24 protein-coding genes and 1 tRNA gene are annotated in these 24,067 nt (G+C 54.2%); 10 read left to right on the top strand and 15 right to left on the bottom strand.

Annotated features, from left to right (window positions below; all coding sequences use genetic code 11):
* Positions 1-1,164: DUF1998 domain-containing protein (gene drmB, locus JUK32_RS18405; RefSeq protein ID WP_204140320.1), on the top strand; the 1,164-nt coding region annotated here is incomplete at its 5' end.
* Positions 1,164-1,964: a DISARM system phospholipase D-like protein DrmC gene (gene drmC / locus JUK32_RS18400; RefSeq protein ID WP_204140319.1), complete on the top strand. Its 801-nt coding sequence runs from the start codon at positions 1,164-1,166 to the stop codon at positions 1,962-1,964. The genes drmB and drmC, both read left to right, overlap by 1 nt.
* 268 nt (positions 1,965-2,232) lie before the next feature.
* On the opposite strand, the gene JUK32_RS18395 is transcribed toward drmC, so the two are convergent.
* The 7 genes from JUK32_RS18395 to JUK32_RS18365 form a co-directional block, all read right to left on the bottom strand.
* Positions 2,233-3,387, bottom strand: coding sequence for a M23 family metallopeptidase (locus JUK32_RS18395; RefSeq protein WP_204140318.1), 1,155 nt, complete (start codon positions 3,385-3,387; stop codon positions 2,233-2,235).
* Entirely contained in the window at positions 3,365-3,502 is a 138-nt protein-coding gene (locus JUK32_RS18390) for a hypothetical protein (protein ID WP_204140317.1), read from the bottom strand. The genes JUK32_RS18395 and JUK32_RS18390 overlap by 23 nt, the downstream gene beginning before the upstream one ends.
* Positions 3,499-3,903, bottom strand: coding sequence for a hypothetical protein (locus JUK32_RS18385; RefSeq protein ID WP_204140316.1), 405 nt, complete (start codon positions 3,901-3,903; stop codon positions 3,499-3,501). Before JUK32_RS18385 ends, JUK32_RS18390 begins: the two co-directional genes overlap by 4 nt.
* Positions 3,904-4,010: 107 nt before the next feature.
* Positions 4,011-5,498 (bottom strand): ATP-binding protein, encoded by a 1,488-nt coding sequence (locus JUK32_RS18380; protein ID WP_204140315.1) that lies wholly within the window; start codon positions 5,496-5,498, stop codon positions 4,011-4,013.
* Positions 5,498-6,280: a hypothetical protein gene (locus tag JUK32_RS18375; protein WP_204140314.1), complete on the bottom strand. Its 783-nt coding sequence runs from the start codon at positions 6,278-6,280 to the stop codon at positions 5,498-5,500. The genes JUK32_RS18380 and JUK32_RS18375 overlap by 1 nt, the downstream gene beginning before the upstream one ends.
* Before the next feature lie 35 nt (positions 6,281-6,315).
* A complete protein-coding gene (locus tag JUK32_RS18370; RefSeq protein ID WP_204140313.1) occupies positions 6,316-6,573 on the bottom strand; it encodes a hypothetical protein in 258 nt (85 codons plus the stop codon).
* 2 nt (positions 6,574-6,575) lie between these two features.
* The gene (locus tag JUK32_RS18365; RefSeq protein ID WP_204140312.1) at positions 6,576-7,595 is read right to left on the bottom strand and encodes a ParM/StbA family protein; all 1,020 of its coding nucleotides are present in this window, start codon (positions 7,593-7,595) and stop codon (positions 6,576-6,578) included.
* Between the two features lie 191 nt (positions 7,596-7,786).
* On the opposite strand from JUK32_RS18365, the gene JUK32_RS18360 reads away from it, so the two are divergent.
* The 4 genes from JUK32_RS18360 to JUK32_RS18345 all read left to right on the top strand — a co-directional run bounded on the left by JUK32_RS18360 (position 7,787) and on the right by JUK32_RS18345 (position 12,563).
* Positions 7,787-7,978 (top strand): hypothetical protein, encoded by a 192-nt coding sequence (locus JUK32_RS18360; RefSeq protein WP_204140311.1) that lies wholly within the window; start codon positions 7,787-7,789, stop codon positions 7,976-7,978.
* A gap of 257 nt (positions 7,979-8,235) precedes the next feature.
* On the top strand, positions 8,236-9,213 hold the full coding sequence (locus JUK32_RS18355) for a helix-turn-helix domain-containing protein (RefSeq protein WP_204140310.1): 978 nt from the start codon (positions 8,236-8,238) through the stop codon (positions 9,211-9,213).
* A gap of 641 nt (positions 9,214-9,854) precedes the next feature.
* Positions 9,855-12,041, top strand: a complete 2,187-nt coding sequence (locus JUK32_RS18350) for an AAA family ATPase (RefSeq protein WP_204140309.1) — start codon at positions 9,855-9,857, stop codon at positions 12,039-12,041.
* Positions 12,042-12,248: 207 nt separating this feature from the next.
* Positions 12,249-12,563 carry a hypothetical protein gene (locus JUK32_RS18345; protein WP_204140308.1) on the top strand — a complete coding sequence of 105 codons (315 nt, stop codon included), beginning with the start codon at positions 12,249-12,251 and terminating at the stop codon, positions 12,561-12,563.
* Here JUK32_RS18345 and JUK32_RS18340 read toward each other — a convergent pair.
* Together JUK32_RS18340 and JUK32_RS18335 are read right to left on the bottom strand one after the other, a co-directional pair.
* On the bottom strand, positions 12,560-13,279 hold the full coding sequence (locus JUK32_RS18340; RefSeq protein WP_204140307.1) for a hypothetical protein: 720 nt from the start codon (positions 13,277-13,279) through the stop codon (positions 12,560-12,562). The genes JUK32_RS18345 and JUK32_RS18340 overlap by 4 nt on opposite strands.
* A gap of 520 nt (positions 13,280-13,799) precedes the next feature.
* Positions 13,800-13,872: transfer RNA gene (locus JUK32_RS18335), tRNA-Arg, on the bottom strand.
* 425 nt (positions 13,873-14,297) lie between these two features.
* Here JUK32_RS18335 and JUK32_RS18330 point away from each other — a divergent pair.
* Positions 14,298-14,963, top strand: a complete 666-nt coding sequence (locus JUK32_RS18330; protein WP_204140306.1) for an Npun_F0813 family protein — start codon at positions 14,298-14,300, stop codon at positions 14,961-14,963.
* Positions 14,964-15,310: 347 nt separating this feature from the next.
* Entirely contained in the window at positions 15,311-16,384 is a 1,074-nt protein-coding gene (locus tag JUK32_RS18325) for a hypothetical protein (protein ID WP_239112813.1), read from the top strand.
* A gap of 133 nt (positions 16,385-16,517) precedes the next feature.
* Here JUK32_RS18325 and JUK32_RS18320 read toward each other — a convergent pair whose 3' ends face one another.
* A complete protein-coding gene (locus JUK32_RS18320) occupies positions 16,518-17,597 on the bottom strand; it encodes a class I fructose-bisphosphate aldolase (protein ID WP_204140328.1) in 1,080 nt (359 codons plus the stop codon).
* Between the two features lie 252 nt (positions 17,598-17,849).
* Between JUK32_RS18320 and JUK32_RS18315 the strand changes: the two genes are divergently transcribed.
* Positions 17,850-18,224 carry a VOC family protein gene (locus JUK32_RS18315; protein WP_204140305.1) on the top strand — a complete coding sequence of 125 codons (375 nt, stop codon included), beginning with the start codon at positions 17,850-17,852 and terminating at the stop codon, positions 18,222-18,224.
* A gap of 150 nt (positions 18,225-18,374) precedes the next feature.
* Here the strand turns inward: JUK32_RS18315 and JUK32_RS18310 are convergent, their stop codons facing one another.
* Both JUK32_RS18310 and JUK32_RS18305 read right to left on the bottom strand, forming a co-directional pair.
* On the bottom strand, positions 18,375-18,686 hold the full coding sequence (locus tag JUK32_RS18310; RefSeq protein ID WP_204140304.1) for a DUF3593 domain-containing protein: 312 nt from the start codon (positions 18,684-18,686) through the stop codon (positions 18,375-18,377).
* Positions 18,687-18,768: 82 nt separating this feature from the next.
* Positions 18,769-19,104, bottom strand: coding sequence for a DUF2499 domain-containing protein (locus JUK32_RS18305; protein ID WP_204140303.1), 336 nt, complete (start codon positions 19,102-19,104; stop codon positions 18,769-18,771).
* Between the two features lie 213 nt (positions 19,105-19,317).
* On the opposite strand from JUK32_RS18305, the gene csaB reads away from it, so the two are divergent.
* The gene (gene csaB, locus JUK32_RS18300; RefSeq protein WP_204140302.1) at positions 19,318-20,403 is read left to right on the top strand and encodes a polysaccharide pyruvyl transferase CsaB; all 1,086 of its coding nucleotides are present in this window, start codon (positions 19,318-19,320) and stop codon (positions 20,401-20,403) included.
* 40 nt (positions 20,404-20,443) lie between these two features.
* Here the strand turns inward: csaB and prmC are convergent, their stop codons facing one another.
* The 3 genes from prmC to petH form a co-directional block, all read right to left on the bottom strand.
* Positions 20,444-21,355, bottom strand: a complete 912-nt coding sequence (prmC, locus tag JUK32_RS18295) for a peptide chain release factor N(5)-glutamine methyltransferase (RefSeq protein WP_309224577.1) — start codon at positions 21,353-21,355, stop codon at positions 20,444-20,446.
* An 18-nt stretch (positions 21,356-21,373) separates the two neighbouring features.
* Complete coding sequence (locus JUK32_RS18290; protein ID WP_204140301.1) at positions 21,374-22,693, bottom strand: homoserine dehydrogenase; 1,320 nt, start codon at positions 22,691-22,693, stop codon at positions 21,374-21,376.
* Positions 22,694-22,846: 153 nt separating this feature from the next.
* Complete coding sequence (gene petH / locus JUK32_RS18285) at positions 22,847-24,055, bottom strand: ferredoxin--NADP reductase (protein ID WP_204140300.1); 1,209 nt, start codon at positions 24,053-24,055, stop codon at positions 22,847-22,849.
* Positions 24,056-24,067 lie beyond the last annotated feature (12 nt).

Genomic DNA, 24,067 nt, shown 5'->3' with positions numbered 1-24,067 from the left:
CCAGAATACAATCGCCTGCTGGTGCGATCGGCCAGCAACGCCTACTTCAGCCAGATTCTCAGCGTCATCTCCATGCCCGATCAAGACGCAGAGCTGAAAAAATCCGTGGATCGCTTCTTCCTAGAAGATCTTCAATTTGCTGAAGACATCACCGATATCAAAAAAGAACTGAAGAAGCCCAAGTTCGCTGACTTGGTTGCGTTCGGAGCGGAAGCTGTATGGAATGAAATCCAACGCCGTAAAGCCGATCAACAGGCCCCAGACAAAAGTATCAAACAGGTTGAACTCGAAGCGCTGCTGTCCTGCCCTGAGGAGAAAGGGAAAGAAGCCCCTTCGGACGACAAGATTTTCCAAGGCTACGCCCGACGTCCAAGTTCACTAGCGCCCCAATGGCAGAGCGTTATCGATCAAGTCGTCCTGGTCCACCGCCTGCGAGAAGTCGTCGCGCTGATTGGCTTCACCCGCTTTGAGGCTGCCATGCCCGATATCGAAGGCGAAATTGATGACCTTGAAATTGGTGTCCGGCGGGCCACCCTAGATTTTGAGCCTAAATGGGTACCAGCCATTGAAAACCTGGGCGAAGGCGTGTTTATCAGCTTCAAGCCGGAACTCATCAAAGACTGGCTCAACCGCCCTGCCGTTAAAGCCCGAGAGCAGGCTTTAGAACAAGGCTATCGGCGATGGGCCGAGAATCGAGGCATTTCTGGCGATCGGATGAAGTTTCCTGGCGCTGCCTACATCATGCTCCACTCCCTGTCCCATCTCTTAATCACCTCAGTCTCTCTGGAGTGTGGCTACGCCTCAAGCGCCATTCGTGAGCGCATTTACGCCTTTCCTGATATCGGCTACGGCATCCTCCTACACACGGGCACCTCCGGCTCTGAAGGCACACTCGGAGGCCTGGTTGAAGTCGGTAGACGGTTAGAGTACCACCTGGGCAAAGCTTTAGAGCAGGGACGTCTCTGCTCCAATGATCCAGTGTGCGCTCAACATAAACCCGACGATCCGCAAGAAGATCGCTTCTTGCACGGGGCGGCCTGTCACGGTTGCCTCCTGATCGCCGAAACGTCCTGTGAGCGCCGTAACGAAATGCTGGATCGGGCATTGGTCACTCGTACCGTGGAGGGGCTGGGAGCCGAATTCTTCCCGGATGGCTTACTCTAATGTCGCCCTTCCTCAAGTTGAGTCGTCCTGCCCTGCTCAACATTGCTGAGGCCTTAGCCACTGGCAGACTGAGTCTGCCAGCGTCAGCAGTCGCCCTCTACCGATACGTAGTTGATGACTCCTTGCCCAGTGTGATGGCAGAGCTCAATCAGCTTTATCACCAAGGTATGGCAATTGACCATATCGCCTATATGCTGCGGCTTATGGCGGCAGAACGCGCCCAGTCTCAAGCTCAACAAGACCAAGTTGGTTTAGTTTGGACGGGGCCAGAAGTACCCGGCACCGAGAGCCGTGATACGGGCATCGTTGTTCGAGAACTCTTCAGCAGTGCCCAATCGAGCGTTTTGATCTCTAGCTTCTCAGTCGATCAGGGGCCGAAGGGACATGCCCTGTTTCGTCCGCTGGCAGAGCGCATGGATGCCAATCCGGATCTTCAGGTCCGCATGTTCCTCAACGTCAAACGGAAGTATCAAGACACGACTCCCGCCTCCGTCCTGGTGCGCAAGTTTGCCGAAACCTTTCGCAACCATGTCTGGCCAGGCCAGCGCCTTCCAGAAGTCTTTCATGATCCTCGCACCATGTTGATGAGTGCCGACTCTAACGCCTGCCTCCATGCCAAGTGTGTAGTTGTAGACGAAGCCCGTTGCCTTATCACCTCGGCCAACTTCTCGGAAGCTGCTCATGAGCGCAATATTGAAGCCGGTGTTCTGATGACTGACAAGATTATCGCCCGCGCTATCCGCTCTCAGTATGAAATGCTGGTAGATCAAGGCGATTTGATGAGAGTTCCTGGTCTTTAGGGTTTTGATATTGACTTGCTGAATATAGACTCCCTATTTTGCTTGAATTTTTGATCTATTTTGTGTCCAGCGTCTCTGGATGAGTTTCAAATGTTCTAGTAGCTGCAAAGTTCACTGGCAATAAGTTTCAGAGATTTGCCAGTGGGAGAGGAATTACTCTGTAACCTATGGATTTCATCAGATTTCATCAGATTTCATCAATTCGGAAAATTAAAACCGCCTACTTTGGGGATGATGAGCCGATTGCAGAAGTTAACGTGATTTCTACTCAGCGAGCAAAATTCAAGAGATTGTCTAGTCTCCTTTTTTGGTCTCTCTTTACTCGTCCCCAATCATTATCTAATCCAGGGGCTTCAAGCTTTCCGGTGATCGGGTTCACAAACGCCGTCGCTCGCGCATTGATAATTTGCTGAGGGGTCGGATCATAGGTTGGCAAATGGTGAATGAAATCTTGCGCTGCCTTGGGACTCTGGTTTTGGAGATCCAGGGCGGCGAGCTTCGCCGCCTTGCTGAGCGGTTGCCCCCACTTTTCCTGCGCCTGCCTATCAAACTCTGGTTCAATAGCCCTCAAACGCTCCAGCTGTTTGGCATCAGCTTCCTCTGGAGAGGCCGCGCCATGGATATAGCTGAATGCCCCTAGGTTCAGAAAGCCGCTATCGCCATGGCCCCAGTAATTTTGATTAGGGGTGCAATCGGGATTCACCACACCTTCCGCATTGCCGATCGCACACCATAGTTCCTCATCACTCAACTCTGACGAGGCTGACATGTGGGGAATTTGCCCAGTGAGAACCCATGCCAGATATCGGCGGGTCGGCGGTTGATGTCCCCCATCGGCCGTGCGATCGCGCCAATCCAGATGCGGTCCGGTACCATTGCCGGTGTCCCCTGTCCGGGCAAACACCTCCCCCCCTTGATAAGTGCCCGACGTACACCGCTGAAGATGCAGGGCTTGAAATGTCTTGCCTTCGGGCGTGGTGATGTCTGCGACCTGGCCACCGCCACCACCATCCCACCAACACTCCACCGTCACCTGCTGATCAGGCTGTGTCGGCGCATAGAGAGGAGTTCCTAAAGGCGTCGCGACATCCACTCCTCGATGGTCGCTGGAGCAGCCGGGACAGGGCGACTCTCGCCAGCCATAGCCACTGGTAATGACATAGCCCGCAATGACCTCGCCCTCCTGAACTAGAACATCGGCCCCGGTCGGCTCCACCGTCGGCACAACCTTCAGGATGGTCAAACCAAACAGTTGCCAGCTAAACCCGTTGCGGCAGTAGGCTTCAGCCGCTTCTCGCCAGCCGGGTACTGTCATCAGTAAAACGGGCGGCAAAGCCAGCAATATCGTCAATCCCCAGGCCCATTGGCCGGAGGTCTGCGCGGCGGTGGATTGCCGTCGTTCAATCGATAGGGTGAGTTGCATCTGTAATTTCCACTCGCGGCAACGCCTCAAGCACGGAACCGGGCGTTTGCATATCCAGCCACGCTAGGGCATAAAGCCCTACAATCAGCCCCAGCCGCAATAGCCAAGCCATCATCGGCGATACTCCGTCGGCTGATACTCATCTGGGTTTTGGAGATACCGTAAATTCGGGTTCATCGTGGCGTCATTGATGTAACTGGCGGAGCGCACCACATGGGGCCGCACGATGTCTGTCACTGCTCGCCCCGCTGCGGAGGGATCCGCCCCTTGGAACTGCCCCGTCCCTGGTTCTCCAGCAATCAGGTGAGCCGCTCCACTCACTAAGAAAGCGGCTGCCGAGACGCCCCCGATGCAGCCAATGGTTCGCAGTAGTGCCTTGCCTGGGTGGGTAATGGCCCACCAGACACCATAGAATCCGGTGCTGACTTCATAAACAAAGCCACCGTCGCGACGGGCGCGATCGCTGTCAGCGGGTACGTAATGAATAGTGTTGTGGTCGCGGTCGCGTTTAGCCATGATTGACTCCTTCCTTATGTTGCTGAATGAGTTGCTTTAGTGTTGCGATGTTGCTTATAGTTGCGTCGCGGCATCCCTTGCTAGACGGGCAATGCAACACCGCAACATCAATCCCAGTTCGGTAAGTTTTTCGGCGAAACCCGCAGTCGCCAGCCCTGCAGTTGCGTGTTGTCAGCCGTGATCCATTCCCCCACAGAGCATCGCGCTAGCTGATCTAGCAGCGTCTGAATACCCGATGCATCCAAGCCATGATGGCGGCCCCAGTTTTGTTGCAATTTTCTGGAATCAATTTCGCCCAAGGCTTTCTTTTTCAAGTACGTTAATAAAGCGATCGCTTTGGGGATGCGCTGCACCTGCCTCCAGTCGATGTCTGGTTCCGACGCCGCCAGCCCTTCAGAAGGATGACCCACCACTGGACCTCGGGCGATCCGCTCCAAACGCTCTAGAAACTCTGGCGTATCGAATGTCTGTTCCAGCAGGGTATCAACACCATTGCGAACCGTATCGCTGACGGCACAATCAACGTCGCTATCCACATCAGCGCCAATCCCTAAAATCTCCAAATGAGTCCCGATCTGTTGCTTCAGCACTCCCGGCTTCAGGGATTTGGGCATCGCAAAAGGTTGAAAATTCTCGTCTACCCATTCTTGGCCAGCGGGTTTGAAAGCGGCCTTGCCCGTGAAGTTAGGCTGGCCCCACTCGTCGTAATCCGCGATTAGGCGAATACCCACTGCCCGCTGTTTAAGTTTGGCCTGCCATCCAGTCGGTACATGACTGCCTCCCAACATCCCGTTTTCCTCGCCATGCACCAAGTAGATGGTGTGGTGAAGAAACTTACGGGCGTCAGCGGTGCCGTGTTTCACCACATCCGGCGTCAGGCTGCCCAACGAGCTCTTGGCATCAGCACCCCAGGAACTAAACTCATCCAGCACAATCGACCGGTGATGCTCAGACCGCTGCCGCGACAGCCGCCAGGCCTTAAAGATTTGCTGTTCAGATGAGGCTTTGCCCACCTGCTCAGAGCCATACACCCGGCCATTGAGCCACAGCGATAAGTTGCTATCAGCGTGAGGGTCCAGAATCATTGTTTCCCAGCCCCAAAGCAGTTCCCGGATGAGGGCGATCGCCGCTGCAATCGTCGTCTTGCCACTACCCATATCGCCACAGAGGATGACTGTGTGAGCCTTCAAACAGGCCCGCAGCCAATCGTTGGCGTAAAGTAGTTCTGAAATTTGCTGCTGCAACTCTGATCGCAGCGCTGTTTCGGTCACAACCAAGCGACCATCCGGCAGGACCTTAGGGATTGGTGTCGGAGTTAAAGACTGGGGCTGGCGATCGCTCAGCACTACACCAACTGCGCCCAGCGGTAGTCCCAGAGCCGCTGAGACATAGCCTAAAGCCCGTCCTGTATAGCGTTGGGGACTCTGATAGGTCTCCCGCGTCCGGCCAGCAGCATAAGCCCGTAGAATGCTGTCCTGCGAGCCCATCTGCGGATTAGTGAAAATCAAGAATCCGCCCGCCCCCAGCAGCAGCGCACTAATCCCAGTCGCCGTCCAGGCCAGCCGTTTCTGCACAACATCACTCAGATAAAGCATTAGTCTGTGACCTCCAGAGCTTCCGCTGGAGTCGTCTCTCCCAAAGGCGCTCGAAATTGCACCTCGGGTCCCAGCGCGGCGGGCAATAATCGAGCAATGTCATAAATGCTCAGGCGATAGTTCGCTAGCCCCTTGAGGCTGGATTGGATATCCGGCGTTTCCTGCGCCACGGGATACAACGCAATCAGTGCAGCCCGATATCGAATCAAGCCCGTCATCGCTTCATAAACGTCTCGCTCTTCAGAACCGGCATGAAACTGTTGGAGACCATCACCGGCGTACCTCAGGAGGACACATTGATAGGCTTCCATTTGCACAAGACAATTTTGCAGGTCAATGTCGCTGACCGGATCCGCTGTAACGACCTCTCCGCTAGCGGCCTCCGCTTTGGCCACCTCTAGTAACCGCAGCGACTCATTCGTGGTCAACGCGGCAATATCGCGATCAACCTGCTCGGCCAGCCAAGCATCAAAGACTGGCATGACTTCATACAGCTTGGCTAAAGCTGCTTCAGGCGCATCATTAGCACTCACACCCGCCAAAATCGCAGGATCCGTGGTGATGAAGTCGTAGGCTGCTTGAGGATTATTGGAGACCGTTGTGGTCTGGGACGGAATGACGGTAGCGGCGATTGCACTGCCAATAACCGTGAGCCCGGCGAACCCCAGCAACCACAACACCTTAGTGCGCTGCGGCAAGCGCATCAGCGTTCGCTTCAGTGCCCCAGCTGGTGTGATGTCAATAGGCACAACTGGTTGTGTTGCCTTCGTGTTTTCTTCCATTACCCATTTCCCCGAGATATTTGAATCGTCTTGAATCATTCCAGCAGTGCCGATAGCTCTTGCAGGTCAGGATCCCCTGTTGGTAACGAATCCGAAGCAGACATGATAGGCACTTGCGTTGTGCCCGACCCCAGACACTCTTCCAGCGTGTCTAAACGAGTGAGAACGCATTGAATCAATCCATCAATGTCCTCGGTTCCAAACTGGTCAGCCCGGCGCTGCAACCGGTTCACCGTTGTCCCAGTCAAGGTCGTGCGGACAGGAGGATGCTTCATTCCTCTGCGGTTAGCCATGATCAGCCTCCCAGCGCCAACGCAATTCGCTTCAGGCCGCGAGCGTTGCTCCAGCTGCCCTCAGGCACCGGCGTAATGCCCTGACCTTGCAGCAGTTCTCGTACCAGGGGCAATTCGGAGCCCCCCCCAATCGCAATCACGGCCCGACTGGTGGGTGTCCATTTGGCCCCAGCCTTCAGGGCCGGTTTCAGCACAGTAGAGAGCCAGGGCTTCAGCTCATCTCGATAGATCGCCTCAAAGCTCCAGGCTCCCTGAATGCCATAGATAAAATCTCCTCTCTCAATGCCATCGCGAATAATCTCGCGATCGCCTTCTGCCGCCAATCGCCGAATCATCCGAGGATTCTTGGCAATGGCGTCAATCAGGTTCTGGACACCGCGGTTGCTGACCTGACGGTCAATCAACCGTCCCTTAGGGCCAAACACCGTCACCACCGTTGTCCCACTGCCCAGGTCATAGACCAGAGTCTGATGGGTGCGATCCGCTTCTGGACAGTAGGCGATCGCCCCGGCTCCCTCATCCAACACCTTGGCGATCGTGATGGAGACCTCACTGATGGTTTCTAGCCCGTTGAACCGTACCAGGTGCCTGCCCTGCAAACGATGGGTTAACGCCTCCCCCATCGCTCTAGCATGGTGAATGCTAGCCACCACGAAGATGTTCCAAACCGGGCGATACCGCACGGTTGCCAGTGCCCCCAGCAATAAAGGCAAGCCATACGTCAGCTTGCCCTGGCGGTCATCGACCACCTTCAGATACCCCTCCGGATTATGCTGATAAGCCGCATAGCCCGCTAACCATCGCTGTTCCTCCCTGTCAGCACTGCTCGCGACAAATTCCACAAGTCCGGTTTCTGGCGGGTCATGCAGGTTCTCATGCACAGGGCAGGCATAGGACGGCACGCGAATTTCATGCCCTGGCAGGCAAAGCTTCACCGCCCCGTTACCAATGTCCAAACCCACTGGCATCAATTCGACAATGTCTGCCGTACTCTGCCCCGATGCGACAGTTAATGCAGTCATAGATTCGCTTTTCCTCGTCAACAGCTTTCACACAGGCAGGTAACGACAGGTAACGACGAACAGCGCCTTTACTTGCCCTAACCTGACCACCATGGTATACACAGATCGGTGATAGATCAATACTAATCTGTTACTGATACGTTTAATTCAACGACTACTCGTAACCAAGCCGTACTATGAGGTGTTGCACCATGAATGTTGAGCAAATTGACGAGATGAGTAAGCGAATCGGCCTCACTGTCCCTGATGTCATTTACGAAAAGCTGGAGCGCTGGGCCAAAGCTGAAGGGCGGCCCGTCGCCAACCTCTGTAATTTTCTGGTGGAGAAGGCTGTGAGAGAAGCTGAGTCGAAAGGCGATGTGCCGTCTTCAGAAGGAGATTAGAAGGCATCCTTAGATAGAGGAAGCTCTTTCGTGTTTAGAGAGAATCATTTCTGAAGTGATGCTGACTAATAGGTTGGGCAATTTTCAAGCGCAACGCTGAAACTCTTAATTGCTTGTTGGCTAGGCTGCTCTAGAATAAATCTGTTCCCCCGTTTTCTTTCGGACACTCAAGAACATCTAAAGTGTTGTCCGAAAATAGCTTTTTAACTCAAATTCAAAAAACACTAATTATCCCATCAAATTACGTGGTTTAGAACATGAAAAAGGTTGGATCCTTAACTTCAGAACAGTCCAATATTTTGCATTTCATTTGCTGCTCACCTCATGGAAGAAATATCAAACCCTTCGCAAGGGATAGAGCAAAGATTATTTCGATGAGTTCATGTGGAAAGACATCATCAGCAGTCGCTACAGAACTCGGCTTTGATAGGAAAACAGTTTCACATGTAATAGATGCATGGCAGGCACATGGATTAGCTGCTTTAGGGCTAGAAAATAGAGGCAGGAAGAAGAAGATTGATGGAAATGCTTGTGTAATGACAACATCAGATTTGGAGGGGGCGCAATTCACGCTTAGATTCTGTGATCTAAATCTCCAACAATTAGATTTTTGTTTCGAGCTGATGAAAAGTAAATCTAGCACTCAAGATGATCAGGGAATTCAGAAAAAGATTGCTCATGCTAAGCAAGTCAGATTAGGATCGATGTCCTTACTTTGCAGCGCAGTTAATTTTTTTGCTTCCACCTTACTGGAGGCTGAATTCTTGTTGTGTGATTCTATCCCCGGTCAAGACCAGCTATTGAGGGAGGGGTTTCGCAACCTCAAAGTTTCTAAGCTGAAGCCGTTTAGGTCTATTCAGAACTACTCAGTGTATTGCCATAAAGAGAAGGGTTTCTGCAATGTTAATCAGCTAAAAGCGAAGTGCAAAGAGAGCGTCGAAACAGCAGTTTCATTGATTCAGAACTTAAATGCACCAAAGAACAAAGACTTGAAACGCCTAGTTCAGGAGTTTCTGAGGCTATATCCCACAGAAAATTACTTACACGTCACAAATACGAAGCGGGTGATTGCTTACTGCTTGGAAGGGAAGCTAAGAAATCTTGGTAGAGAGCCGAATGACCCTGTCATGACTGAGCACATCCCTGGCTTGTGTCACTGGGCATTAACCAGGCTGTGGCAAGAGGTTCCGATCAGACTGACATGGCAAAACCTGAGGTTAGAATTCTCGGACTAACAAAAATTCACATTGTCCGTTTTTTCGATAAATCCGAAAAAACGGACAGTCCTTGATCTTTACGTTCCGCATGGGGCTTGTATTTCATGATTGTGATCACCAGAAAAATATTATTTTTCTGGTGATCACAATTACAAAGCGTGATTCGAGCGCTTTTTGACTTGAGCAATTGGAGTTGATTGGGCTACGTTTGGTGCATGTTCGACGGAGAACCTGTGTACTATGCGACGGATTTTTGAGCAGCGAATTGGGGTGCGTGTAACTACTTCACACTGGCAGCACCTCTTGGAGATCGCTGGTGATGCAGGACTAACTCCGTCGACGGTAATCCGCGCGTTTATTGAGCAACCAGATTTGCTCAAACTAGTGATAATCCGGCTCCAACAGACGGATTCGTAGTTACTAACAGCCAAAAAAATTTCCCCTGTGAGTAAGTAGCACTCCAGGGGACACAAAATCATCAAATTTACCAGTAATGAGCTTCCAACTGACTACTGGTGAAAATTTTCAAGCCCAAGGAGGGCTTAATTTCACATGTTTAATCTTAGCTTCAATGACTCGCAACGAGCAAGCATAGCCTGCAAGTTATGTGAGTCGCAGTCGATCGCTTATCTGCACCTCCAGATCCTGGAGGTAGCATGATGACATTTTTGATACTTGACCACCTCGACGCTCTCACCCCTGACGGCGGTTCCCACGGCCCCCACGAGGGTAGTTATCAGTGTCCCGTTTGCGGTGCCCCAAATTTTAAAATTAATCTGAAATCCGGTAAATACGGAGCGTTCGGTTGTAACTGTGCCGATACCGAGGCGGGTAAACGGAAAATCCGGAATGCTGTGGCTCCACTCTGGCAGAAACCGACCCGGCCCAAACAGAAGCGAGTCTGGAGTTATGCCGACGTCCAGGGTAAGCCCGTTTTAGAAGTTTGCCGGGAAGATTATGGTGATGGGCGGCGGCGAAAAATCTGGCAGAAATCGCTGGTTAACGGCAAGGAGCCTAAAGAACTGACGGTTGCTCTCTACCAACACCGGGAATGTTTGCAAGCCCTGGATAATGGTGTCCGATTTATATTTTGGGTAGAGGGTGAACCCGCAGCAGATGCGCTTTGGAAATTGGGATTACCAGCCACCACCACGGCGGGCGGTTCTAAAGGCTATAAGTCAGAGATTCACCAAGGAGTTTTCCCCGCCGATCACCTGGTGATTTGTCCCGACATGGATCAGCAGGGTATCAAGTACGCAGAACAGATCGGTGCTGATTACCTAGGGGCGAAGTGGCTGTACGCCAATCCCGACAGCTATTTGTGGGAGCGATTGCCGAAGTCCGGCGGCTTCGACGTAGCCGACTGGATTGAGAACGGCGCGACCAAAGAAATGATTTTGGCGGCGGTTGGCCCCCGACGGGAACTGGAGAGTCCCCAGAGCAGCCCCCTACCAAAACTCCCCAAACTATCCTTAGACGAAATCCTTTCCCGACTCCAGGCATGGAGGGAATGTGAGGCACCCGATCAGCAGTGGCAGCTACTCCAAGATTTGGTCAGGCAGACAGGGTACAGCAAGCGCGATTTGTTGGAACTGGAACGCAATACCCGATTGCGGCCCCAGGACGTGGAAATATTCACTGCATCTGAGTTTAGCGCGTTGGACTTGGGTGCCCAAGAATTTTTATTTGAGGGACTCATTCTGTCAAACCGCGTCACTATCCTGGCTGCAGAAGCTAAAACTGGGAAAACTCTGTTTGTCTATGAGTTGGCACACCATGCCGCTCGGGGTGAGTCTTGGCAGGGCTTTCACTGTCCACAGCCACAGCGGGTATTGATCGTACAGACAGACGAAAGTCCGATTGACTGTCAGGAACGTTTTCGAGCAAGGGGACTCGACAGGCTTGGCGATCACGTCAGGCTGATATTTAAGTTCAGCCCAGCTATGACACCCTGGCTGAAACGCAAGTGCCAGGAGTGGGGCATCGACTTGGTAATCTTCGACTCCCTCACCAGTATTCAGCGGGAGGCAGGATTCGGTGCCAAAGATCCGGAGTACGGGAACTGGCTATACGACCTGAAAGACTTTTGTGCGGAACTCAGAGTTACCGCGATCGTCACCCATCACACTAATAAGTCTGCGGTGGAGGCAGGGCTTGGCAAGATGGCAGGCTCCTACTCCGTACCAGCGGCGGCCAGTGAAAACTTGATGCTGGTGCGGCCCAAAGACCCCAGCAATGACCTTGAGCGAGTTCTATTGCGAGTGGGTTCCCGTAGCGCCGGGAGTGATGCGTGGCATCTGTCCCTATCCCTCGAAGATTTTAGTTGGGAATACAATTTTCCCTGCAACTGGGATGGTTCCCCCCTCGACGGGGACTTTACACCTGACGATCAGGCCACCCTTCGAGAAAATGTACGAGCTTACCTGCTTCACCACCGGGGGCAATTCCTCACCGTTGAGGAAATCGAAAGTGTGGTTGGTGGGAAACGTCGCAGTATTGGCAGAGTTTGCCGAGAACTGATGACCGCTGGCATTGTCACCCGCAAGCCTTCCGGCATAGGCAAAGCCTGGGCCTACGCAATCAATCTCCCTGAGATCCCTCCAGACACTGTCATACACCCACCAAAAGAGGTTTCATCCAACAATCAGGCAAACGGATCCTTGTCGGCTGAATCTCAATCAGGGCAAGGGGAAAAGATAGATCACTTGAGGGATCCGAGCGTGATCAATGGATCCTTTCACAGGCCATCCAATGATCCTGATAGTTCTGACACGGCAGAATCGCCCCCACTGGAAACGCTGAGCGATCGCGAATTGGCTGACCTGCTGGGAGGTGAGGGATCGTGACCAACCAAGACTGCCGAGACATTCACCACTGGCTGATTACCGTAATCCGTCAGCAGCTAACCAGGGCCGATATTGACGATTGTTTAGACCTGCTGGGGGTACTAGATCGTGCTGAAAAGCGTACCCTATGGCGCTGGCTGGCTCAGCACGATCCGAACATACAGAAATGGTTGAAGTGTCAAGGGCGACAGAGGGAGGTAGCTTGAGGTGAACCAAGAACGCCTGATACCAGAATCTGAACTACGTGAAGCAGTGCGGGCAGTTCTGGCTGAAATGCTCGGGGTAGGCAACGCCCCCATTGGCGGCAAACGCCAGTGGTACGACACCAAAGACGCCTATGAACTGCTGGGACTAGACAGCCCAGAGCAATTACGGGAAGCCGTGCGCGGTGGACTGCTACGGGTAGGGTGTGAGGTGCGAGATCGCCGCAAACCCAATGCCAGCAAACCTCGATATCAGTTCAATATTCCTAAATGCCAGAAACGACTGGCAGAACGTCCCGAAAAACGCTGGCACACTTAGGGAGCAGATGGCCCGTCGGTTCGGTCTAAGAACTGCTGATACTGCTGCTGCTGTTGTGCCCCAGAGATCCAGCGGTTGTATAAGTTGAGATGCACTGTGGGACTGTGCCCCATCCAGGCAGCCATGATTGGTACCGTTAGGCCGTGAGCGGGTCCAAATTTCACAGACCCTCGCACTCCATAGGCATGGCGTAAATCGTAGGGCAGAAAAGGGACTTTGTAGCGGGTAAACTGACGACAAGCCCGCCGTCCATATTCCTCATAGTCCCGTGTCCCATCATCTTTTATGGGCACCGTCACCTGAGGACGACTGACCTTCACTAACCCCCATCGTTGTACCCATTCCGGGTACAACGGGTACACCAGACGCGGGCCAGTCTTGCCCTGCGTCACCTGCAATGCCTGCTGATAGTCGCCCTCCACAAACTCACAAAACCAGGCCTCATGGGGACGTAGTCCATAGGCGGCCAACATTCCATAAACCCATGCCCAAGGACGATACCGAATCTTGCTGAACCATCTAGCGATATCTTCATCCAGGGGCAACTCACGGGGGCAGGCATTGCGCCCCGTTGAGTATCGGCCCTGGTACTGGATCAGGTCACAATCTACTTCAGCGAAGTCTGCGAGTTTTTGAAATTTCTTGCAGCATTCCTTGCGGGCACGGGTATTTTCCGACGTGGATAACGCCACTGCTACTAGGACCGTGCTCGTCAATGGTCGTTCCAAGGGCAGCCGATCGAAGTAGGTCTGCCAGTGCTTCCGCCAGGTAAGCGCTGACAGTTCATGAGTCTGGAAATAGTGAGTTTTGAACGATTCCATCCAATCGCGAGCAGTTTTAGGCGCTGGTGGCCCTGACCGTCCCCAGTTGCCCCAATCAAACTCTTTGCAGGCCAACTGTGCCCCCAATTTCTTCGCTTCAGCTTCAGCCCTTTCCAACCCTGCTGGGTTGGCATAAATGCCAAGGGATATGTCCTGTTGATGTGGATGGTCTTTTCCTGATCCTGGCTTTGGGGGCAATGTTGCCCGCAAAGCTAGCCGACTCCCCCGACGACGGACAGATACCCCTACCCCACCAGCCTTTAGCCGCTGGTTTACGGCTTCCAAAGATTGCTGTCCCACTGTCCTAAACTTGCCCTAAATCTGCCCTAATTTTCCGCCTATATCGCGCTATATAGCCAGACATACAGACATACTATTGATACTGAAACTCGTTTCTATAAGAAACTTTGAAGGACGGGCCTTACAGGATTCGAACCTGTGACCGACCGCTTAGAAGGCGGTTGCTCTATCCTCTGAGCTAAAGGCCCCAATCGAGATTTGTCGCTGCACAGATCTCCACTCTATTATCTATTCTCCTGACAAATCAGCAACTACCTGAGCGGTGATGATACAAGAAGTCAGTCTCGTCAAGCTTTTCAGCCCTTCCCCATGCAGCTGATGTAGGTTCCTGAAAGTCTAGATCAGCCCTGGCCTCGCTTAATTGGCTAGTAGCCGAGCGTATAGAGAGGGCTCACGGTTCTCCCAATCAGCGAATATCATCTGATGCAAAGTTTCCAGTATTCATGCTGGCGAACTAACTGTATGGGCTAATGTAAGGTATCAATAACGTAGGGCTGAAAGGCCCTACGCTCTCTTAATTGAGAGGGTTGCCTGTCCGATCAGAATGAGCTATCAGGCGCGATCGCACCGATAGTTTTCTGAACTTGACTCCACCGACACGAATCGCTGCATCATGTTCATTCTTAAGCGCCAGGATGTTGAGATTAAAAATGTTCAGCATCCCAGTAAAGAACAGCCGATCCCGATTTTGTATTATCAGGGGCAGACCTTTCGACTGCTGAGCGTCTTCACGGCAGCGCAAGAAGAAGAGGCCATGGCTCTCTGGCGCGACCTGACTGACAATCGGGGGAAGGCTTGTGTGCTGCTAGAAGAACCCGAACGCTTCAGCATTTGGGGTAAGATTCGGCTGGATGCGTTAGATCAGGACACCAGCCAAGGCACTGACCAACCAGCAGCCCAAGCCTTAATTCAAGGATGCCTGCTGATTTTGCAGGCATTGTTTCTAGATATTGAAGATTTGCTTGGGGCGAAGCAAGCCAATTTGTTTGAGAGTGAAATTAGCCGTGCGTTGATGCAGTGGCACTTTCCACAAGTCCCGTCTGAAAAGGCGGTCAAAACCCTACTGACGATGGATCCGCTAGCGACCCAGGTGCCCCCTTGGGAAGAGCACCATTTGCAGCGGTTGCTAGAGGAAATGCATCGACTGGGTAAAGACGCCTTTGGTAATGCTAATTTCACGGAGCGATCGCTCGAGGCCTTGGAAGACCTCTCGAATAGCGAGCAAAAACAGTTCACGGGATGGCTCTCAATGTCACCCTCCGGCAAGCTGTGGCGCTAGTCTGTCCAGCCTGCTCTGCACATGAGGAGCGGCGGCATTATGTCCCAGTTCAACCCTGCCCGCGATAGCACTCAATCGGCTAGTTTCAAGCATTGTGCAAAGTGGAAACACGGTCTACTGGGATTTTATGCGCTGGCAAGTCTGGGGGGATGCAGCGAGCCCGCCAAAATTGCCTTACCCTGCCTTACATATTGCTAACCCAGGCTAGATTTAGTGCGTCAGTTTAGCGATATTGCGGTACAACAAGACCTACTGGGTTTATTCTGCTGTGATTTGAGCGCCCCAAAAGCGACCTCAACGGGTTGAAATTTCCCAAACTTGTTGTGTGCTCTGAGGAGCGTATTCCATTGAGCAAGCAGTCTTCCACCTCTTCTTCGCTGTTGTCCAACAATGCCCTGATCACCATTTCGATCGCTTGGGCGTTAGTCGCGATTTTCGTTTTCCTGTTTTTCAGTGTGCTGCCAGAAGGCGCGGACTCACGGCCCACGTGGTATCTCAACACGATTACCATCATCGAAACGGGCGCATTTCTATTTGCGAGCTTTTTATGTTTTCGCAATTGGCAAAGTAGCCAAATCGTGAGTGGTCGAGGAGTTTGGCTATTCATTGGGATTGGCTTGCTACTGTATGCCGGTGGCAATATCTTTTTCTATCTGTGGAATAACGTTTTTGGCCTTGATCCATCCGTGTCATTTGGCGACTTCTTTTATCTGTCGTCCTATGTCTTTTTGGCGATCGGCATGTTTAAAGCTGTGTTGCCTCGCCGTTTGAATCTGGATGTGAAGCAATGGGCAGTGGTATTTATCGTGGCGGTCTTAGGGGCAGCGCTGGCGATTTTTCCCCAGTTTGGCGGCGACGAAACGGCGATCGCTCCCCCCGCCCCGCCGTCCGTCTCCGCTTGGGTCAGCTTAGCAGCGCCCGCCTGGGCACAGGATACGGCTCCGGCTGAGCCCGCGCCGACAGAACCCGCACCCGCAGAACCGGCTCCAGTTGAGCCCGTGCCTGAAGAAGTCGTCCCCGCTGAGCCCGCGCCAGTGGACGCGGTGCCCGTCGAAGCAGCGCCCGCGACTACTGCGCCTGCTTGGGCCGTCAGCATTGACACTTTGCTAGAGCCGTTTGCCGATGTCGTGGGTTATTTGTACATTTTTGGCGATTGGCTACTGGTGGTGGTGGCAGCTACCTTGCTGGTGGCCTTTTGGGGCGGGCGCTTTTCTCAGTCATGGAAACTGATTGCGATCGCGGCCTTCTGCCTCTACATTGCCGACATGTTTTTTGCCTACCAAGCTGACTACATTGAAGGGGCGGTTTGGGAAGTCTTTTGGACGTTTTCCGCCATCTTCTTTGGTCTGGGCGCGGTGGTTGAAAATGCCATTTCTACTCGTTCTCGTCGCGGAGCGCGGCGGCGGCGGGCGCAATCTTAACGCAGTCGGGCTTCCTCTGCCGGTCGGCCCTGTTTAACAGCGAAGACGCGGGATCGCGCCGGGAAAATTAGAGGCAGCGATCGCGAGTTTTCAAGGTTTTGCTATCGGTAGCTGGAGGCCTAACGAACAGTTATTAAGCGATCGTAATTGCCTCAGACAAGTACACATCTTGAATCAGGTGAAATAGCTTGACGCCCTCGGCAAAGTCGCGCTGGAAGGTTTTGCGGCCCGAGATGAGCCCACATCCCCCGGCGCGCTTATTGATCACAGCGGTGCGAATCGCTGCGGCAAAATCGTTTTTGCCCGAAGCACCGCCCGAGTTAATCAATCCGGCTCGCCCGGCGTAGCAATTTAAAACTTGGTAGCGGGTCAGGTCAATGGGATGCTCACTCGTCAGGTCGGCATAAACGCGGTCATCCGTGCGGCCAAATTTTTGTCCCGTGGCTTGCGCCACCGCTCGATAGCCGCCGTTGTTCTCTGGCAGCTTTTGCTTAATGATGTCGGCTCCGATGGTGGTGCCCAAATGGTTGGCCTGCCCGGTCAAATCTGCCGCCAGGTGATAATCCTGATCTTGCTTGAAGGCACTGTTGCGCAGATAGCACCACAAAATCGTCGCCATGCCAAGTTCATGGGCGCGGGCAAAGGCCGATCGCACTTCTTGCAACTGGCGCGTGGCCTGCTCTGACCCAAAGTAAATGGTCGCCCCGACAGCAACTGCCCCCAGGTTCCAAGCTTGCTCGACTGAGGCATACATCACCTGGTCATTGGTGTTGGGAAAGGTCAGCAACTCGCTATGGTTGAGCTTGGCGATAAAGGGGATGCGGTGGGCGTACTGACGCGACACACTGCCCAAGACGCCCACTGTGGTCGCCACGGCATTGCAGCCCCCCGCGATCGCCAACTCGATGATGTTTTCCGGGTCAAAGTAAATGGGGTTAGGTGCAAAAGACGCAGCGGCAGAATGCTCGATGCCCTGATCCACCGGCAAAATGGACAGGTACCCCGTATTCGCAAGTCGGCCACTGCCGTAGAGTTGCTGGAGGCTGCGAAGGACTTGGGGGTTGCGATCGCTCTGGGCAAAAATTCGCGACACCCAGTCAGAGCCTGGCAAGTGCAACAAAGCTTTCGAGACCTTAGCCGTGTGATTCAATAAATCGTCCGCCTCATCGCCTAAATAGTCACCCAGCTTGTGCGCTACGGGAGTCACCACCATTTCTTTATCTCCATATGCCATCTCAGCTAGTCTGGAGTGCGGCCCACATGCGCCAGCATGACCACATTCCAAAACTCACTATTCACCTTCAGGCTAAGGGGCAGTGACAGCCGTGGCTTCCTCCAGACCACAGATCTCACCCCATGACCAATGATAGAGATCGTCACGGCTCGGCCTACGCTGTCATGCTGTTAGTGATGCAGCCGCAGTCGGCAATCGATACGCTAAATAAGCTGACCTGGAATCCGTAAGATGTCGCAGTCTTTTTGTCACGCGGCCTTTGTGGCCCTGGCCACCAAACGTCTGAACGAATTGGCAAAATTTTATGAGGCGCTGCTGCAAACTGTGCCCACCCAATTGATTGCTGATCGCTACGCCGAGTTTGCGATCGCTAACCTCAAGCTTGGCCTCTTTCAACCCCAAGCCGACCACCAAGCCGAATTTGACCAGCCTGCCCGCGCCGCGATGAGTCTGTGTCTCGAAGTGGCAGATTTGGAGGGGGCGATCGCGCAGCTCACCCAACTCGGTTATGCGCCTCCGGGAGCCATTACCCAAGCCTCCCATGGCCGCGAAATCTATGCCTACGATCCCGACGGCAACCGCCTCATTTTGCATCAGCAGCCCTAAAGGATCGGCGAGACAAGCAGCTCCCGGTGGTGAGAGGGTGATGAGTGGGTGAGAGGTCGGTGGGGTGAATCCAGCCCAGTGGCGGGACCTGGCTTGCGAGCCTGTCCCAAATACTGACGATATGCCGGTCGTGAGCGATCGAACCGCGCACTATTTTTCTGAAGTTTCGCGTTGCCGCTGCACAACGACTTGCCGAAAGCCCAGCACCACCAAAATATTCGAAATCGTCAAAAACGACTCAGCGGAGCCATGCAGCCAGTCGATATTGGCAAGTTCAGCCCCGTAGACCTGCTGCGCATAAAGGCCAGCGGGAATGGTCACCACGACAAACACCAGCAAAAAGTAAAACCCGACGAGAGCCAAACGCGGCGTCTGCCCCGATCGCGTCACAAAATACAAAAATCCCAAATAGGGAAACAGCGACATCGCGAACAAATTTTGCTTATCAAATAACGCTTCCATCGCTGCTCTCCACACTATTGCCTACCGCCGTTACCGGATTTGCCCACTATCCGTTGGGACTCACTCTCTGAGAGGCGTCTGTTCAGCTGCCCTTGAGCGATGATTCTGTCCCGGAATCTGGCGCTGGTTTGGCCTGTCGCCAAATCCACCAGCCCGCCAAGCAAGCGGTGGTATTGCCCACGACCGTCATGCCCGCCTGTAGCGTCACCAGCCAAGCCAACGACTCGGCATTGTCAAAAAAATGCCAAGTGCAGGCACACATGGCACTGATGAGCGAGGGCAACATGCCAAAGGACAGGGCGCGCCAGGCGGTGTGGCCCGTCACCCCCGCAAACACCCAAATGAACCAGATCGCGGCGATCCATTCGACGACGCTGGTGATGTGCACCATCCAGGTGGGAATTGAGAGGGCATGCATAGAATTCGCAACAGCAAATGACAGCGGGGGATGGGCCAGCGTGATGTGACCGCGAGTGGCGGCGGGCCGCTTCTGTTAGTAAACGGGCGATCGCCTGTGCCCATCATCCCCCAAACGGCCAGGTTTACCAACCCTTTGGCCGGATGAGGTGAGCCCTGCAAGCGATCGATTCAGCAGTATGGTAAGAGGGGCATTTGGGTCAACGGAGTCAGGATGAGAGTTGTACTGTGTGGCTATTACGGCATGGGAAACGGCGGCGATGAAGCGCTCCTGGCCGCTTTGTTACAAATGCTGCCGCCGCCGGTGACTCCGGTGGTGCTGTCCGGCAACCCGGCCGCGACGACCCGCGACCACGGCGTCGCAGCTTATCCGCGCAAGTCGTTAGCGGGCCTCTGGGCCGCCTTCAAGGGAGCCGAGGGCTTTATTTGGGGAGGCGGCAGTCTGATGCAAGATGCCACTAGCGCCCTGAATCCGCTTTACTACGGGGGGTTGATGCGGTGGGCACAACTGCGCGGCCTGAAAACGATCGCTTGGGCCCAGGGCATTGGGCCATTGCAGCGAGCCTGGACGCGGCGGCTGGCGTACACAACGTATCACCAATGTACGGGGGTGACGGTGCGCGATCGCGCCTCGGCGGCGCAAGCCGCTAACTGGGGCGTGCGGGCTTGGCTCTCTCCTGATCCCGTCTGGGCGTTGAGTTCCATGCCAGTGCCGGGGCTGGCAGATTTTCCCGCTCCGCGCGTGGCGGTGTCGTTGCGGAGTCACCCCTGGTTAACGCCCGATCGCCTGGCCAACTTTGGCGAAGCCCTGGCGAACTTTCAAACCGCCACGGGCACCAGCATTTTGTTAGTCCCGTTTCAAGCCAGCAAAGATTTGGCCATTGCCGAAGCGATCGCCCCCCAACTCCCTGGCCCTCACCAAATCCTGTCCCTGACCGATCCCCGCCAGCTCAAAGGGGTCTTTCGCGGGGTAGAAATGGCGATCGCCATGCGGCTCCATGCGCTGATCATGGCGGCGGCGGAAGGCTGTCGCTGTTTTGCCCTCAGCTATGACCCCAAAGTGACCTACCTGGCCGAAGACCTCGCAATGCCCGGTTGGGAAATGGCTCCCAAGGCTGACCTGGCCGTGCCGTCTGACTTTGCCCTACAGGCATGGCCCGACAGCGTTGCTGCCATGACTCAAGCCTGGCTGCAGCATTACGCCAATGGCCTGCCCGCCTCCCCCGATCAGATTCAGTCACGGGTTGATCGCGCCCTCATCCATCAAGAGATGCTACAGCGGTTTTTAGCGGCGGACTGATCGTGACTGCGACTCGGCAGTCGGGGATCGCCGCCTGCGGTTAACGTCGCACGGCCTGGACGAAGCGATCGCAACCTGCCAAATCTGGCACAGACTGGATAGCGCGAAACTGGTCGGTGGCTGTCAGCAGTTCCTCAATGTCGACGGCTTGCCCTTGCATATGCTCCACCAGCCACAGGCCACCAGAGACCAAATAGTCCGGGGCGGTCGCCACCAGGTGTCGAATGTCAGCTAAGCCATCGTCGCCACCATCTAAAGCCAAGGGCGGTTCATGTTGGGCGACTTCGGGCTCCAGCGTCGAGACGACTGCGGTGGGAATGTAGGGCGGATTTGAGACGATCCCGGCCAGTTGGCCGCGCCAGACTGTTAAGGGCTCAAACCATGAGCCTTGGAGAAACTGAATGCGATCGCTCAGGCTATTGTTCAGCGCATTCTGTTGGGCGATCGCTAACGCCGCCGCACTCACATCCACCGCGACAATCTTGGCTTGGGGCAGAGCCTGGGCTAAGCCGAGGGCGATCGCCCCGCTCCCAGTCCCCAGATCCACCCACGTGCCTTGTCGGAGCGGCGTTGCCTGGGCACGTTGCGCCACCCAGGCCATCACCAGGTCAATCACCAGCTCCGTTTCGGGCCGGGGAATCAAGACCGCAGGCGATACCTGTAAGGTGAAATCACGCCAGGCAACCGTTCCCACTAAATGCTGAATGGGGACGCGATCGCTCACGCGGGCTTGCCACCGAGCCGCAAGTTCCGCCACGGTCACTTGTGCCGGTACGGCCACGGCTTGGGCCAGCGTCCCTAACCGCAGCGATAACGGCTCCACCTGACACAAGCCTCGCAGCAACCAATCCACCTCGGCCAAGTCAATTTGGTGTGCTTGAGCTTGAGCCCGGGCCTGCGATCGCCAGGCCCACAAATCCCGACCGCTCAACTGATGGGAAAACTCGGCCACCCTCACACCCTGCCACCCTCACAGCACCCGCAGCACACTCGGCACATTTTGAATATTGGCAAACTCTCGCAGTTCGGCCAACGCCGCCTGAAAATTGCTTTCCTTAACTTCATGGGTCACTACGACAACTTCAGCGGTTTCGCCATGGACATCAATTTGCACGACCGACTCAATGCTGACATCGTGATTCCCAAAGCAGGTGCCGATGCGACCAATGACCCCCGCTTGATCTTGGGCCAAGAGCCGCACATAAAAGCGACTCACAATATCCGCCATCGGGCTGACTTGACAGTAATGCTGGTGAGTACAGGCCAAGAGGGGATTCTGGGGCTCTGATTGGGCCGCTACACTTTGGGACTGCAGCGTCCCCACAATGTTTAAAATGTCTGACACGACAGCGCTGGCAGTGGGGCCTTCGCCCGCACCAGGGCCATAAAACATGACCTGTCCGATGGGATCGCCTTCGATCAAGATGGCGTTATATACATCGTTGACACTAGCGAGGGGATGGTGCTTGGGGACCAGGGTAGGATGCACTCGGAGCTGCAACTGCTCCAGCGCTTCGTTCGAATCTGGACAAATATCTCGGCGGGCGATCGCCAGCAGCTTAATCACAAATCCTAAGCGATCGGCATAGGCAATATCGGCGGCACTGACATGTCGAATGCCCTCACAAAACACATCCTCCAGCTTAATCCGCCCGCCAAAGGCTAATGACGCCAAGATGGCGATTTTGTCGGCGGCGTCTAAACCATCCACATCCGCCGTAGGATCAGCCTCGGCGTAGCCCAACTTTTGGGCATCGGCCAGAATCGCCTCAAAGTCCCCGCCTTCTTCCTGCATCCGGGTCAAAATGTAGTTTGTGGTGCCATTGACAATGCCGGTGACGGCCTGGATGCGGTTCACCCCCAGGGCTTGTTTCAACGGCTGAATGACGGGAATGCCGCCGCCCACTGCCGCTTCGAGCAACACATACACGCCCGCTTCGTTCGCCGCTGTAAAAATTTCGTTGCCGTAGCGGGCAATCACGGCCTTGTTCGCCGTCACCACGTGCTTGCCCTGCTGGATGGCCTTCAAAATCAGCGATCGCGCCGGCTCTAAACCGCCGATCAATTCCACCACCACATCCACCTGGGGATCCGTGACGATCGCGTCTAAATCAGTGGTCAGCCGGTCTTTGGGAAACTCAATATCGCGGGGCTTGTCCAGCGATCGCACCCCCACGCGATAAATTTCCACGGCTTTCACCAGCGGGTGCCGTTCTGCCGGATCCAGCAAAATCTTTGCTGTGCCGATACCGACCGTCCCCAATCCCAATAGACCTACTTTTACCGTCACCGTTTGCTGAGTCCTTTTTGAAAGCCTTTACCAATGGTAGGGGATGCCGTTACGAACAAAAACCGGAGAGGTGCAAAAACCTCTCCGGTCAAAGCAAAAGAGTCAAACGACTAGCAGCCCCTTTGTTCAAAGGAAACCGTCGAACCTAAGCACTTAGTAGGTCTCAACATGCCAGCGGTGCTCTTTCTTCATCTGCTTACGGAACTCATTCCAATCGATACCGTTCTTCTCAGCTTCCGCTGCCATTGCGGCATCAATACCGTCTTCCATGCCCTTCAGACCACACATGTAAGTGTGCGTCTTCGGATCTTGGATCATTTCCCAAATGCGAGCCGCATTTTCCGCCACCCGATTTTGGATGTACATTTTGCCGCCTTCAGCATTTTGTTGCTCGCGGCTGATGGCATAGGTCAGCTCGAAGTTTTCCGGATACTTCGCCTGTAGCTCTTCCAACTCCTCTTTGTAGAGAATGTTGGCGGTGTAGGGGACACCAAAGATCAGCCACGCCTTACCGTGGAACTGGTATTCCGGGTTGGCTTCCCGCTCGGCATCCTTAAACATCCGCCATAGATAGGCGCGGAACGGCGCAATGCCAGTCCCGGTTGCCAACATGATGACTTTGGCATCTTCATCATCGGGCAGCAGCATTTCCTTACCCACTGGGCCAGTCACCTTCACCTCGGCCCCCGGCTCAATGTTGCAGAGGAAGGAAGAGCAGGTACCGTAAACGGTCTCGCCACTCTCGGGGTCTTGGTATTCGAGCTGGCGGACACAAAGGGAAACCGTCTTGTCATCCAGGTCATCACCGTGCTGCGTCGAAGCAATGGAATAGAGCCGCAGCTTATGAGGCTTGCCTTTCTCATCCGTGCCATCGGGGATGATGCCCGCACTCTGACCTTCGACGTAATGATAGTCACTACCTGACAGGTCAATTTTGATGTGCTGTACAATCCCCGAGCCGCCTTCATCCACCAAAGGCTCATTCGAGATCACCTTAGCGGTGAGCGGATTCTTCGGCTTATAGAGGTTGACGGGAATATCTTTCTTTTTGGCTTTGGGCGTCGCTTGAGTCATAGACTTACCATTGTCTTGCTGTGCGGCGGCAGGCGCGCTCTGACCATTTGTATCGGCCTCATTCACCGGTGTGATGCTCACAATCTCACCACCCATACGGGTAATGCGCTGCATCTCTTGATTCATCCGGTTGTAGGGTACGGTAATGAAGACGCTGCCGCTCTTACGAATGGGATTATCCATCTTGTCGGTTTCAGCGTTCTGCCGTAGCCCCTTGACTTCGTACCGATATAAGCGACTTCCTGATACAGATGTGGCGCTACCGCCACTCACGCTTGGATTATACATTTGCTGACTGTT

Source organism: Halomicronema sp. CCY15110 (genome assembly GCF_016888165.1).
GTDB lineage: Bacteria > Cyanobacteriota > Cyanobacteriia > Phormidesmidales > Phormidesmidaceae > Halomicronema.
Note: the sequence above shows the minus strand (reverse complement) of the source record. Positions and strands in the feature narration are given on the sequence as shown.